Genomic DNA, 12,880 nt, shown 5'->3' with positions numbered 1-12,880 from the left:
TTATTAGCTGTCTGTCTGGATATGCTTATGCGATACGACTTTCAGTTTTTTAGGATAAATGAATTACCCGTGTATGTGAATGGAAAGTACGCATACCTTTCGTCACGGCTTGGATGGTGAAAGTTCATCCGTTAGACGCTGCAGCAAAGACAGCCGGGACTTGACGATGGCGCCGGATTCACATGCGGTCATGATGGCACAGTTCGGTTCCACGCGGTGCGAACAATTGTGAAAGCGGCATTGACCTATCAGCGGGCGCATTTCCGGGAAGTAACGGGTCAGTTCCGCGGCCTTCAAATGCTTGAGGCCAAACTCTTGCAAGCCGGGGGAATCAATCAGGTGGCTGTCCGCGTTCAGATGGTAGAGCGTGGCGTGGGTGGTGGTGTGGCGGCCGGAGTCCAAGGCGGTGGAGATGTCGCCGATGCGGGCGTTGGCGTCCGGCAGCAGCGCATTGGTCAGTGTGGATTTGCCCATGCCGGACTGGCCGACGAAAACGCTGGTCTGGCCTTGCAGCAGCGGCAGCAACGGCGCGACATCCTGCTTGGCGGACAGGGTGACCACCTGGTAGCCCAGGCGCCGGTACAGGTCCAGTTTGAGCAGCAAGCTCGCGGTTTCCGGCAAGTCCGCCTTGTTGACCACGATGACGGGGTCGATGTCGCCGGCTTCCGCCGCGATCAGGCAGCGGCCCAGCAGCTCCTCGTTGGGGCTGGGCACCGCGGCGATCACGAACAGGATGCGGGTTACATTGGCGGCGATGACCTTGGTTTTCCAGTCGTCCTGGCGATAGAGCAGGCTGCGGCGCTCCTGCGAGCGCTCGATGACCGCCTGTTCCTTGTTTTGCACCAGAATGTCCACCCAGTCGCCGCAGGCGAAGTCGACGCGCTTGCCGCGGGTGGTGCAATCGTAAACTTGGCCCTCGGATTCGACGATGAAACGGCGGCCGTGGCTGCGGATGATTTGTCCAGTCTGACCTGTCATGGGCGAGCCAGCAGCGCTTCGGTCTTGGCCGCGCAGATGAAGTCGTTAAGTGTCAGGCCGCCGGCGTCGTGGGTGCTGAAGTTGACGACGACGCGGTTGTAATGCACGGACATGTCCGGGTGGTGGTCTTCGCGATGGGCGATCCAGGCCAGCGCGTTGACGAAAGCCATGGTGTCGTGGAAGTCGGCGAAGGGGAAGGTTTTGGTCAGTTCGATGCCGCGGATGTTCCAGCCGGGCAGCGAGCCCATCAATTGATTGACGGTGCTGGCGGCCAGCGGGTTGGCGCCGTGTTGGGCTTCGCAGGACAGTTCAAGCAGATTCATGTCAGCGGTTTCCTTGTAGATGGTTGATGCGCAGCGCGGCGGGCGGGTGCGAGTCGTAAAAGGCGGAGTGCAGCGGGTCCGGCGTCAGCGTGGACGCGTTGTCGCGATAGAGTTTGACCAGGGCTGACACCAGTTTGCCGGCGTCGGTTTCGTTGGCGGCAAATTCGTCGGCCTCGTATTCGTGGCGGCGCGACAGGCTGCTGGACAGCGGCGTGAACGGAAAGGTGAAGGCCGGTACCGCGGTGAAGAACAGGATGAGCGCCATTGCGGTGCTGGGCGTGGAAACGCCCAGGCCGGCGTAGAACCACGGCGCATCCAGCAACTGGCCTAGCAGGAACAGGAAGCCCAGTGACAGCGCAAAGGCCAGCGCGATGCGCTTGGCGATGTGGCGGCGCTTGAAGTGGCCCAGCTCATGCGCCAGCACCGCCTCGATCTCTGCGTGGTCCAGTTGCCCCAGCAGGGTATCGAAAAACACAATGCGCTTGCCGGCGCCGAAGCCGGTAAAGTAGGCGTTGCCGTGGCTGGAGCGGCGCGAGCCGTCCATCACGAACACGCCCTGGCTTTTGAAGCCGGCGCGTTGCAGCAGCGCTTCGATGCGAGCCTTGAGTTCCAGGTCTTGCAGCGGTGAGAACTTATTGAACAGCGGGGCGATCAGCGTGGGGTAGAGCGCCACCATCAGTAGCTGGAAGCCGGTCCAGACCAGCCACACCCACAGCCACCACAGCGGACCGGAGATGTCCATCAGCCACAGAATCAGCGTCACCAGAGGCAAGCCGATGGCGGCGCCTAGCAGCAGGCCCTTGATCTGGTCGATGATGAACAACTTGGGCGTGGTTTTGTTGAAGCCGAAGCGGGCCTCGATGCCGAAGGTGGAGTATAGGCTGAGCGGAAAGCTGATGCAGCCGGTCAGCACCGATACGCCCACGATCAGTAGCAGGCCGGACAGCAGCGGCGAGGCGCTGGCGTCGGCGGCGATGCCGGCTAAGTACTGCAGCACGCCGCCAAAGGTCAGCGCCAGGATCACCAGACTGTCCAGCAAGGCGGAAAACAGGCTGAAGCGAGTTTTGGCGATGCAATAATCGGCGGCCAACTGATGTTGTTGCAAGGTGATGGCGTCGCGGAAGGCCGCGGGCACTTCCGCGCGGTGGCGGGCAATGTGGCGGGCATGACGCCAGCCTAGCCAGAGTTTTAGCGCGAGGGTGGCCGCCAGCGCGGCCAGGAAGAGAGAGCTGAATGCCTCGGTCATCGGAGTCCGTTATCTGCTGTCAGGTTTGCCGCCAGCGCGGCAATGAAGGAAAATGGCAGGGTTTTGCAAAGATTGGCAAGTATGACACAAGATCAAATGAACCTCATCTGGCTCGACATGGAAATGACGGGCCTGAATCCTGAGACCGACCGCATCATCGAAGTCGCGATGATCGTTACCGACAGCCAACTGAACGTGGTGGCGGAATCGCCGGTGCTGGTGATCCACCAGCCGGACGAGGTGTTGGACGGCATGGACGACTGGAACAAGAATACCCATGGTAAAAGCGGCCTGATCGAGAAGGTCAAAGCCTCCACCTTGGGCGAAGCCGAGGCCGAGCAGATACTGCTGGACTTCATGGCTCAGTACGTGCCGCCGCGGATCACGCCCATGTGCGGCAACACCATTCATCAGGACCGCCGATTCATGGTGCGCTGGATGCCCAAGCTGGAGGAGTATTTCCACTATCGCAACCTGGATGTGTCTACCTTGAAAGAGCTGTGCAAGCGCTGGAAGCCGGAAGTGGCGCGCGGCGTGGTCAAGCGCGGCAAACACGAGGCGCTGGCGGATATTCTGGAATCCATTGAGGAGTTGCGTTACTACCGCGAGCATTTCCTCAAGCTCTAAGAACCTGTTTACGATCTGTTGCGCGTCGTGAGACGGCCCATGGTGAGTGCCGCTTCGAAATGCTCATGTACCGTGTGTACACTCCGCTTTCTCAGCGGTTTTCGCCTTGTCTCGCCCTGGCTCGCGAGATCGTAAACGGGTTTTAAGAGTCAGTGCCAAGCGGCTCAAGCGGTAATCGGGGGCGGCTCCATGATGGGGCTTGCTCCTTTACTTTTGGCGAACTTTATTCCATCGGCAATCTACATGGCTTCGCATCGCACGTCCGACATTAACTCCACCCGGGTCTGGGCCCGTTTGCATCAACATCAGCGCGCTACCCGGCACATGCATATGCGTGAGCTGTTCGATGCCGATCCGCAGCGCTTTCAGCGTTTTTCGCTGGAATTGGACGGCCTGTTGCTGGATTACTCCAAGAACCGCATCACCGAACGCACGCTTGAGCTGTTGTTCGAGCTGGCGCGGGAGGCCGATTTGGCCGGCTGGATGGAGAAAATGCGGAGCGGCGAGCGCATCAATGTCAGCGAAGACCGCGCGGTGTTGCACACCGCGTTGCGTTTGCCGGCTGGGGCGACACTGGTGCTGGACGGTTGCGAGCTAGTGACCGAGGTGCAAGCGGTGCTCGCGCGGATGCGCGCGTTCAGCGAGCAGGTACGCGGCGGCGAGTGGAAAGGCTTCAGCGGCCGGCGCATCCGCCATGTGGTCAATCTGGGCATAGGCGGGTCCGACCTGGGCCCGCTGATGGTGAAGGAAGCACTGGCCGCGTACGCGACGCCGGAGCTGGATGTGCATTTCGTCTCCAATGTGGACGGCGCGCATGTGGCGCGCACGCTGGAACGGCTGGACCCCGCTGAAACCTTGTTCATCATCGCCTCCAAATCCTTCACCACGCCGGAGACCTTGCTGAACGCGCAGGCTGCGCGGCAATGGTTTTTGCAAGCTGGAAGCGAGGCCGACATCGCGCGCCATTTCGTCGCGGTGTCCACCAATCAAGCGGCGGTGGAGGCTTTCGGCATCGATCCCGCTCACATGTTCGGCTTTTGGGATTGGGTGGGCGGCCGCTATTCCACCTGGTCCGCGATCGGCTTGCCAGTGATGCTGGCGATAGGTTTCGATCATTTTCAGGACTTCCTGGCCGGCGGCCACGCGATGGACCGGCATTTCTTTTCCGCGCCGTTCGCCGCCAATATGCCGGTGCTGCTCGCCTTGATAGGGGTTTGGTATAACACCTTCTACCGTGCCCACACCCATGCCATCATGCCTTACGACCACGGCTTGCGGCGCTTGCCGGCTCATGTGCAGCAATTGGATATGGAGTCCAACGGCAAGCGCGTCGGACGTTACGGCGAGGCGCTGGATTTCGACACCGGCCCGGTGATCTGGGGCGAGGAGGGCGCCAACAGCCAGCACGCTTTTTTCCAGTTGCTGCATCAAGGGACGCGGCTGGTGCCTTGCGACTTCATCATTCCGATGCGCAGCCATTACCCGGTGGCGGATCAGCACCAGGTTCTGGTGGCCAACTGCCTGGCTCAGACCGAGGCGTTGATGCGCGGCAAGGGCGAGGCCGAGGCGATGCGTGAGCTGGCGCATCTGCCGGGAGAACAATTGGACATGTTGCTGCCGCAGAAGCTGTTCCCGGGCAACCAGCCGTCTAACACCCTGGCGCTGGATGAAGTAAGTCCGTACAGCGTGGGCATGTTGCTGGCCCTGTATGAGCACAAGGTGTTTGTGCAGGGAGTGATCTGGGGGATCAACTCCTTCGATCAATGGGGGGTGGAGTATGGTAAGCAGCTGGCGCGCCGGATTTTACCCGAGCTGATGGCCGATGACGACGCGCTGGCGCACGATAGCTCCACCAACGGCTTGATTCGCCATTTCAAATCGCGGCAATCTTAAGAGAAAGCGCCATGAAAGAAAGCCTGGAGTTGGCCCGCCGTTTAGGCGAGCGTTTGCTGGCGGCGGGCGAGAGTGTCGCCGCCGCCGAGTCCTGCACCGGCGGCATGATCGCCGCGGCGCTGACCGACATTGCCGGTAGCTCGGCTTGGTTTGGCTACGGCGTGGTCACTTACAGCAATGAGGCCAAGCAAGGTCTGCTGAAGGTGGAAGACAGCGCCTTGCGGGAGCACGGCGCTGTCAGCGAGGCGGTGGTGCGGCAGATGGCTGCCGGGGTGCAAAGCCTGTCCGGCGCGGATTGGAGCGTGGCGGTGTCCGGCGTGGCCGGCCCCGGCGGAGGCACGGCCGCCAAGCCGGTGGGGCTGGTTTGGTTCGGCATTGCCGGTCCAGATGGCTGGAATGAGGCGTTCAGCTGTCGCTTTGACGGTGATCGAGGCCAGGTGCGCACGCAAACGGTGATGCGCGCCTTGCAGCGCTTGGATGAGCTGGTGGCCGAGCGTAGCCGTTTGGCTTAGACCCGCTAACAAAACCCCTGATCCTGCGTTGCGCCTCCTTGTGGTACCACTTGTACTGCCTGCGTCGGCGCGCCTTAGCTCAGGTTCTCTGCGAGGTTTTGTTAGCGGCTCTTAGAGCCTGTTCACGATCCGCTGCGCGCTGTGAGACGCCTCGCGGTGAGTGCGGCTTCGAAATGATCATGTACCACGCGTGCATTCCGCTTTCTCAGCCATTTTCGCCTTGGTTCGCTAGTATCGTGAACACGCCCTTGGCTCGCAGGGCGTTTAATCCTTTTTTTCCGGCTTCTTGCGCGCACGCGGATGTGCGCCGTCGTAGACCTTTGCCAGGTGTTGGAAGTCCAGCGCGGTATAGATCTGAGTACTGGACAGATTGGCGTGTCCCAAGAGTTCTTGCACTGCGCGCAAGTCGCCGGATGACTGCAGCAGGTGGGAGGCGAAGGAATGGCGGAGCATGTGCGGATGCACGTGTTGCTGCGCGCCGGTCTTGATCGCCCAGTCGCGCAAGCGTTTCTCCACCTGGCGGCCGCCCAGTCGCCCGCCGTGACGGGCGATGAACACCGCGCGCTCGTCCGGCGCGGCCTGGCGCTGCGCCAGCCAGCGCTGCAGGCAGACGCGCGCCTCGGCGCCCAGCGGCGCGATGCGCTCCTTGCCGCCTTTGCCGCGGATGCGCAGCAGGTCGTCTGAAAAGTCCAGGTCCTCCAGGTTCAACCCCACCGCTTCGGATAGTCGCAGTCCGCAGGAGTAAATCAGCTCGAACAGCGCGCGGTCGCGTATGGAAAGCGCGTCGGGGTCGTCGATGCGGTCCAGCAGGGCCGCGGTGCTGTCCACCGGCAAAGCCTTGGGCAGCGGTTTGTCCTGTTTGGGCGCGCGCAGGCCTTGGCTGGGGTCGTCCGCACGCTGTCCGCTGTCCAGCAACCATTGGTAGAAACGGCGCCAGGCGGAGAGCTTGCGCGCCAGGCTGCGGCTATGCAGGCCCTGAGCGTGTAGTTTGGCTAGGGTTTTGCGCAGCTGTGCGTGCTCGGCACGTTCCAGAGGGGTGGGCTGAAGCAGGGCCGCCAGCTGTTCCAGGTCGCGCAAGTAGGCGGCGGAAGTGTGGTTGCTGCGGCCGGCCAACGCCAGCGAGGCGGCAAAGCGCTCCAGGGTTTCCATCTTAGCGGCGCAGTTTGGCCATCTGCATCAGGCGCTCGAATAATTGCAGATCCTGCTCGCTTTTCAACAGCGCGCCGGCCAGCGGCGGCGGGGCGTTGTCCTGATGGCGCTGCTTCAGCGCCGAGGCGTCCATGCCTTCCGCCGACAATAATTTCAGCCAGTCCAGCAGTTCCGAGGTGCTGGGTTTTTTCTTCAGGCCCGGCAACTCGCGGATGGAGAAGAACACTTCCAGCGCTTCGCTGACCAGCTGTTGGCGCAGCGACGGGAAGTGAGCGTCGATGATGGCCTGCATGGTGTCCCGGTCCGGGAAACGGATGTAATGGAAGAAGCAGCGGCGCAGGAAGGCGTCCGGCAGTTCTTTTTCATTATTGGAGGTAATGATGATGATGGGGCGCTGGCGCGCGCGCACGAATTCCTGGGTCTCGTGCACGAAAAACTCCATCTGGTCCAGTTCCCGCAGCAGATCGTTGGGGAATTCGATATCGGCCTTGTCGATCTCGTCAATCAGCAGCACCGGCGCGGAGGCGGCGTCGAAAGCCTGCCACAGCTTGCCTTTGACGATGTAGTTGCGGATATCGTGCACGCGGGCGTCGCCCAGTTGCGAATCGCGCAGCCGCGACACCGCGTCGTATTCGTACAGGCCGTGCTGGGCCTTGGTGGTGGATTTGATCGGCCAGACAATCAGTTCTCGGCCCAGGCTGCGGGCCACTTCCTCGGCCAGCATGGTTTTGCCGGTGCCGGGCTCGCCCTTGATCAGGAGCGGGCGCTCCAGCGTGATGGCGGCGTTCACCGCCATCATCAGGTCTTCAGTGGCGATATAGTTGTCTGTTCCGGAAAATCGGGTATTGCTCGTCATGGGTGGGGAAGGCTTCGAAATGGCCAAAGCAGCCGCGCAAATGGCTGCTTTGGCGGGGAAAGAGGTCAACGGGCGAATTCGCGTTCCAGGTCGTCCAGCGAAATGCCCCAGCTTTTCATCATGTGGCTCAGCAGCGCCATTTCCGGCTCGCTGATGGTGCCGTCGGACTTGCTGATGTCCATGGCCAGCACGCAGGCCAAAATGCGTTTTCGGTGGTCGCTCACCTCGGCCAGCAAACCGTTGATGCGCTCCGCGTCCAGTAAGTGGATGGTGCCGTCGTCGTTGGCTTCGTCGGAGACGTCGTCGCAGTAATCCACCAGCACCTTGGTGAACTGCTTGCGCGGCAGGCCGATCAGGTCGTAGACGTGGAGTTTTTCCAGCAGCTCCAGCTCGCGCGGGTCCATATTGCCATCCGTGATCATAAACATAGCCAGCAGGCGCGCCATTGCTTCCGGGCTATTGAGTGCGTATTTTCTCATGACGCCTTTCCTTTATTCTGATGTGACGCTCAGCCGCTCCAGAAACGCTGGGGGCATGGCGGCAAGCTTGCGGCTTTCGTAATCGAAGAAGACTAGGCCTGTCTTCAATCTTGCCACTTCTTTCCCGGTTTTGTCATTGCTTGCCTGATAGAGCAAATCGAAACCGCGCGGACCAATGTCGTCCACCGCCAAATCAAAGCGCAGCATCTCGCCGTGGAAGGCTTCCGCGCGGTAGCAGATTGCGGTGTCCGCCACCACAATGCCCAGGCCCTCGATGCTGAGTTCGTGCGGATAGCCTAGACTTTGTAAAAAGCGCAGACGCGCCTCGTGGGCCAGTCTCAACACGGCGTCGTTGCCTAGATGGCCGGCGTAGTTGACGTCGCCGATTCGGATGTCGATGCGGGTTTCGAAGGCGAAGCGCTCAGGCATGGCAAGCTGGATTCTGGGCATGATGTGGGCTTTGGGCGAGTGGTTTGGCTGAGTTGTTTGTCTTAACCTGAGTCAACAGGACAGTGTCTTGGTTTGATAGACTGCAAGTGTAAGGCAAATACAACAAGGAGCAGAGTCATGTATCAGCGCATATTCGTACCGGTGGATGATAGCGAGACCTCCAATCTGGCGTTGCACGAAGCTTGCCACCTGGCCAAGGAAGTGGGCGCCAGTCTGAAGTTGGTGCATGTGGTGGACTTGGCCCAGTTCGGCTGGGGCGGGACTGAGTTTCTGGACGCGACCGAACTGCAAAAGTCGATCAAGCAGGCGGGAGAGCAGGTGCTGGGGCAGGCCGGGGCCAAGGCCAAGGAGTTGGGCGTGACGGCGGATTGCAAAATCCTGGAAAGCTGGGGGGATAAAATCGCCGCGGTGCTGGTGGACGACGCCGGCGCCTGGGGGGCGGATTTGATAGTGATGGGTACCCATGGTTGGAGCGGTTTGATGCATCTGCTGATGGGGAGCGTGGCGGAAGGCGTGCTTAAACTGGCGGACGTGCCGGTGTTGCTGGTGCGCAACCCCGGGGACTAGGCTGATGGCATGACGGGCGCGCGGCTAGCGCGGGATGTGGCGCGCCGTTGCTTGTCGGACAATCCTTAGGGTAAAAATAAAGCCAGCCGGCATTGCTGCGGGCTGGCTTTCCTCGCGGAAGAGGGTCAAGCAGCGGTGGCTTCCACGCTGCCGTCCTGAGCTTCCAGCTTGGTGCGAACCGCTTTGCGCAGGCTCTTGTACAGGTCCGGGTGGGTTTCCTTCAGGTACTCGACGATTTCGAAGTCTTCGCGGCGAACCTTGGACAAGTCGATCTGCTCAACGTGAACCAGGCGCAACAGTTCGCGCACCGGCTTGGGCATGTTGCGGCCGCTCTCGTAACGGGAACCGCCGGACTGGGTTACGCCGATGCGGCTCCAGAACTCTTGCTGGTTCAGGCCGAGCTTGCGGCGGATTTCACGCGGGTTGGGGATCTTTTCAAACAGTTTCATGAGTGTTCCTCTCAGTATCAAAGAATATTGGTTCTAATATTTTTTAGGTTTCGTGCCCTGCACCCTAAAAATAGCAAAAAAAATCCATCAGGAATAATTCTGATGCAAAAAAGTTCATGAAGTTCCGTTAAGTGCCAACTTCGTTTTTTGCAATGTTAGTGGATTCTTATTGTCAAGGACAATGGGATTTGAAGGGCGAGACGCGAAAAGATACTGTGTGGTCGCTTTTTTGTAAAGCGTTTTGGCGTTTGAGACTGAAAAAAAGGGGAGGGGCGGCGAGCCTGACCCCCGGCACTTGCGCTAAATAACTGTGGCTGCTTCCTTCCGGACCTGACCAGGTTCGCTATCGCGCAATGCGGGGAGACCCGCCTCAAGAGAAGACGCATTCTAACGATAAGCAGTCGTTTTGCCAAGCGCGACGTGCGTTTTTGTCGCTGGGGCTGGGGCGGCGTTGGTTGCCGAAGCTTGGCCGCGCAGGCAGACTGGGCGGCATCTATCTCAAATACCGCGGCAAGCGTGGGAGTGTGTAATGACGCAATCAGCGCAAGAACTGTTGGCGGAACTGGTCCGCTTCGACACTACCAGCCGGCATTCCAATTTGCAGCTGATCGAATGGGTGCGCGCTTATCTGCTGAAACTGGGCGTGGAGTCGACGTTGACTTTTAACGACGATGGCGGCAAGGCCAATCTGTTTGCCCGCATCGGCGCGCCCGGAACGCCGTTGGTGGTCTTGTCCGGCCATAGCGACGTGGTGCCGGTGGATGGCCAGGTCTGGAGCAGCGATCCCTTCGTTTTGACTGACAAAGGAGAAGGGCGGCTGTATGGCCGCGGATCCGCCGACATGAAGGGCTTCATCGCCTGCGTCCTGTCGCTGGCGCCCTGGTTCGTCGAGCTGGCCCAGCGCGGAAGTTTAAGGCAGGGCATAGGCATCGCGCTGTCGTACGACGAGGAAGTCGGCTGCCTGGGCGTGGGGCGTCTGATAGACCGATTAGCGGCGGACGGAGTGAAGGTGTCCGGCTGCATCGTCGGCGAGCCCACCAGCATGCAGCCGGTGATCGCGCACAAAGGCATCGCCCATTTTCTGTGCAAGGTCCGAGGACGCGCGGCGCATTCCTCCCTAACGCCGCAAGGCGTCAACGCTATCGAGTTCGCGGCGCGGCTGATTACCCATATTCGCAAGCTGGCCGACGCGGAGGCTTCGTTTGGTCATCGCCAGGCCTTATATGATGTGCCGTTCACCACCTTGCAGACCGGCACCATCCATGGCGGCACCGCTTGCAATATCGTGCCCAAGGATTGCGAGTTCATGTTCGAGTGCCGCTGGCTGCCGGGCGACGGACCTGAGCGTTTTGTCAGCTCTGTCCGTGACTACGCGGCCACCTTGCTGTTGGAGATGAGGGAGGTGGCGCCGGAGGCGGAGATAGAGATTGAGCAGGTGGTGTACAGCCCGGCCTTCGAGTCGTCGGAAAACAGCGAGGTGCGCCGTACCGTGGCGCGCTTGTGCGGCTGCGACGGCGGCAAGGGCGTTGCCTACACCACCGAGGCGGGCCTGTTCAGCGAGGCCGGCATCGCCTGCGTGGTGCTGGGGCCTGGCAACATCGAACAGGCTCACCGGCCCGATGAATACATCGAGATTGAACAACTGGAGCGGTGCGTGGCCTGGTTGCGGCGTTTAGGGGATGAGCTGGCGCAAAAACCATGAAGATTTTTTTGCGCTGATGGCCGAATAGCAGCAAAATCGCTGCCGGCGACAAGCCGAACACTCAAGTTGCCCGCCAGGGGGATCCCTTAGGCGGGCTTGTTTTATGGTGGCGTTAGAAGCCGCTCAACGTCCGGTCCAAAGGGGCTGTGGGCGTTGGCGCGGCGGTTGTCAGAAAGAAAAAATAAATGAGTCAGAACGTGGGATCTGTGCGGCAGGGAGGCGCGGCCAAGTCGCGAGACGGCTTCACCTCCAGCTTTGGCGTATTGGCTGCGACTCTCGGTTCCGCCGTGGGTCTCGGCAATATCTGGAAGTTTCCTTATCTGACCGGCACCAATGGCGGCGCCGGTTTTTTGGTGGTGTACGTGCTGGCCACATTGCTGGTGGGCCTGCCGGTGATGATCGCCGAGATCATGCTGGGTCGCAAAGCCAAGACCGATGCGGTGACGGCGATGAAGACGCTGGCGCCCGCCGGCCAGCCGTGGTGGCTGATCAGCGCCTTCGGCGTGCTGGCCGCCTTCCTGATTATGGCTTTCTATTCGGAAGTGGCGGCCTGGGTGTTCGCCTACGTGTTCAAATCCTTGGGCGGAGGCTTGTTGTCCAGCGACCCCAAGGCCACTTCGCAGGCGTTCAGCGCGCTGATTTCCGATCCGTTGCAGTCCTTGCTGTGGCAATGGCTGGTTTTGCTGTTGATCGGCGGCATTCTGCTGATGGGCGTGTCCAAAGGCATTGAGGCGGTGACCAAGAAGCTGATGCCCTTGTTGTTCCTGCTGTTGTTGGTGATCGGCGCGCGCAGCCTGATGCTGCCCGGCGCGGCCAAAGGGTTGGACTTCCTGTTTACCCCCGATTTTTCCAAGATCAGCGGCGCGGTGGTGCTAACCGCCGTGGGCTTGGCCTTCTTCAAGCTGTCCATTGGCATGGGCACCATGATCACCTATGGCAGTTATTTTCGCGATGATCAAAATATCCCCGTCACCACATTCAGGGTGATGTGCGCGGATTTGTTTGTTTCCATTCTGGCCGGCATCGCCATTTTCCCCGCCGTGTTCGCTTTCGGCTTCGAGCCGGCGGCCGGGCCGTCGCTGTTGTTCATCACAATTCCGGCGGTGTTCGCCAGCATGCCGCTGGGCAATGTGTTCATGGTGGCCTTCTTCGTGCTGGCCGCGATCGCGGCCACCGGCGCGATGCTGTCCATCCTGGAGGTGCCGGTATCGGTTTTCAGCGAACGCTTCGGCATCAGCCGAGTCAAGGCCACCGTGATCAATTTGCTGCTGTTGGCCTTGGTGGGGGCGGGCTGCGCCTTGTCCAACAGCACGCTGTCCGGCTTCAAGCCTTTCGGCATGACCTTGTTTGATCTGTTCGACTTTGTGACTTCTAACCTGCTGATGCCTTTGGGCGGCATCTTCCTTTGCCTGTTCGTTGGCTGGGTATGGGGTTTCGAACGGTTGAAGCAGGCGTTGAGCAATGAGGGCGAGCTGAAGAACGAGGGCTTGTTGAAGGCGCTGTTCTTCGTGTTGCGCTATGTGTCGCCGCTGTTGATTCTGGTGGTGATGCTCAAGGGCCTGGGCGTGATCTGAGAACCTGTTTGCGATCTGTTGCGCGTCAACGATGCGGCGTTGAAACCGGCTTCGAAATGCTCATGTGCCACGTGT

The 12,880-nt window shown here is 60.4% G+C and carries 14 protein-coding genes and 1 other RNA gene; 6 read left to right on the top strand and 9 right to left on the bottom strand.

Annotated elements, in window-relative coordinates; all coding sequences use genetic code 11:
• Window positions 1–102: 102 nt before the first annotated feature.
• The 3 genes from rsgA to ACUXV1_RS01305 are packed head-to-tail and all read right to left on the bottom strand — an operon-like array spanning window position 103 to window position 2,547.
• The gene (gene rsgA, locus ACUXV1_RS01315) at window positions 103–978 is read right to left on the bottom strand and encodes a ribosome small subunit-dependent GTPase A (protein WP_019100148.1); all 876 of its coding nucleotides are present in this window, start codon (window positions 976–978) and stop codon (window positions 103–105) included.
• Window positions 975–1,301: a 4a-hydroxytetrahydrobiopterin dehydratase gene (locus ACUXV1_RS01310; RefSeq protein WP_019100147.1), complete on the bottom strand. Its 327-nt coding sequence runs from the start codon at window positions 1,299–1,301 to the stop codon at window positions 975–977. Before ACUXV1_RS01310 ends, rsgA begins: the two co-directional genes overlap by 4 nt.
• Before the next feature lies 1 nt (window position 1,302).
• Entirely contained in the window at window positions 1,303–2,547 is a 1,245-nt protein-coding gene (locus tag ACUXV1_RS01305) for a M48 family metallopeptidase (RefSeq protein WP_446014303.1), read from the bottom strand.
• A gap of 81 nt (window positions 2,548–2,628) precedes the next feature.
• Here ACUXV1_RS01305 and orn point away from each other — a divergent pair, with 81 nt between their 5' ends.
• The 3 genes from orn (at window position 2,629) to ACUXV1_RS01290 (ending at window position 5,579) form a co-directional block, all read left to right on the top strand.
• Complete coding sequence (gene orn, locus ACUXV1_RS01300) at window positions 2,629–3,174, top strand: oligoribonuclease (RefSeq protein ID WP_114155354.1); 546 nt, start codon at window positions 2,629–2,631, stop codon at window positions 3,172–3,174.
• A 243-nt stretch (window positions 3,175–3,417) separates the two neighbouring features.
• On the top strand, window positions 3,418–5,067 hold the full coding sequence (pgi, locus tag ACUXV1_RS01295; RefSeq protein WP_446014304.1) for a glucose-6-phosphate isomerase: 1,650 nt from the start codon (window positions 3,418–3,420) through the stop codon (window positions 5,065–5,067).
• Between the two features lie 11 nt (window positions 5,068–5,078).
• Window positions 5,079–5,579 carry a CinA family protein gene (locus tag ACUXV1_RS01290; protein ID WP_446014305.1) on the top strand — a complete coding sequence of 167 codons (501 nt, stop codon included), beginning with the start codon at window positions 5,079–5,081 and terminating at the stop codon, window positions 5,577–5,579.
• A gap of 264 nt (window positions 5,580–5,843) precedes the next feature.
• Here the strand turns inward: ACUXV1_RS01290 and xerC are convergent, their stop codons facing one another.
• From xerC to ACUXV1_RS01270, 4 genes are all read right to left on the bottom strand, one after another.
• Window positions 5,844–6,728, bottom strand: coding sequence for a tyrosine recombinase XerC (gene xerC, locus ACUXV1_RS01285; protein WP_446014306.1), 885 nt, complete (start codon window positions 6,726–6,728; stop codon window positions 5,844–5,846).
• Window position 6,729: 1 nt separating this feature from the next.
• Window positions 6,730–7,584: an AAA family ATPase gene (locus ACUXV1_RS01280; protein ID WP_194426241.1), complete on the bottom strand. Its 855-nt coding sequence runs from the start codon at window positions 7,582–7,584 to the stop codon at window positions 6,730–6,732.
• A 65-nt stretch (window positions 7,585–7,649) separates the two neighbouring features.
• The gene (locus ACUXV1_RS01275; protein WP_039753403.1) at window positions 7,650–8,063 is read right to left on the bottom strand and encodes a hypothetical protein; all 414 of its coding nucleotides are present in this window, start codon (window positions 8,061–8,063) and stop codon (window positions 7,650–7,652) included.
• A 12-nt stretch (window positions 8,064–8,075) separates the two neighbouring features.
• Window positions 8,076–8,513, bottom strand: a complete 438-nt coding sequence (locus ACUXV1_RS01270) for an acyl-CoA thioesterase (protein WP_114152394.1) — start codon at window positions 8,511–8,513, stop codon at window positions 8,076–8,078.
• A gap of 117 nt (window positions 8,514–8,630) precedes the next feature.
• Between ACUXV1_RS01270 and ACUXV1_RS01265 the strand changes: the two genes are divergently transcribed.
• Window positions 8,631–9,080, top strand: a complete 450-nt coding sequence (locus tag ACUXV1_RS01265) for a universal stress protein (RefSeq protein WP_019100138.1) — start codon at window positions 8,631–8,633, stop codon at window positions 9,078–9,080.
• 125 nt (window positions 9,081–9,205) lie between these two features.
• Here ACUXV1_RS01265 and ACUXV1_RS01260 read toward each other — a convergent pair whose 3' ends face one another.
• Both ACUXV1_RS01260 and ffs read right to left on the bottom strand, forming a co-directional pair.
• Window positions 9,206–9,529 carry a helix-turn-helix domain-containing protein gene (locus tag ACUXV1_RS01260; RefSeq protein ID WP_019100137.1) on the bottom strand — a complete coding sequence of 108 codons (324 nt, stop codon included), beginning with the start codon at window positions 9,527–9,529 and terminating at the stop codon, window positions 9,206–9,208.
• Between the two features lie 271 nt (window positions 9,530–9,800).
• An RNA gene (ffs, locus tag ACUXV1_RS01255) (signal recognition particle sRNA small type) lies at window positions 9,801–9,899 on the bottom strand.
• 159 nt (window positions 9,900–10,058) lie between these two features.
• Here ffs and argE point away from each other — a divergent pair.
• Window positions 10,059–11,231 carry an acetylornithine deacetylase gene (gene argE, locus ACUXV1_RS01250; RefSeq protein WP_446014307.1) on the top strand — a complete coding sequence of 391 codons (1,173 nt, stop codon included), beginning with the start codon at window positions 10,059–10,061 and terminating at the stop codon, window positions 11,229–11,231.
• A gap of 185 nt (window positions 11,232–11,416) precedes the next feature.
• On the top strand, window positions 11,417–12,805 hold the full coding sequence (locus ACUXV1_RS01245; protein WP_052051967.1) for a sodium-dependent transporter: 1,389 nt from the start codon (window positions 11,417–11,419) through the stop codon (window positions 12,803–12,805).
• Window positions 12,806–12,880 lie beyond the last annotated feature (75 nt).

It is taken from the genome of Chromobacterium sp. W521 (assembly GCF_052805975.1).
This window is presented reverse-complemented; position numbering and strand designations above follow the sequence as displayed.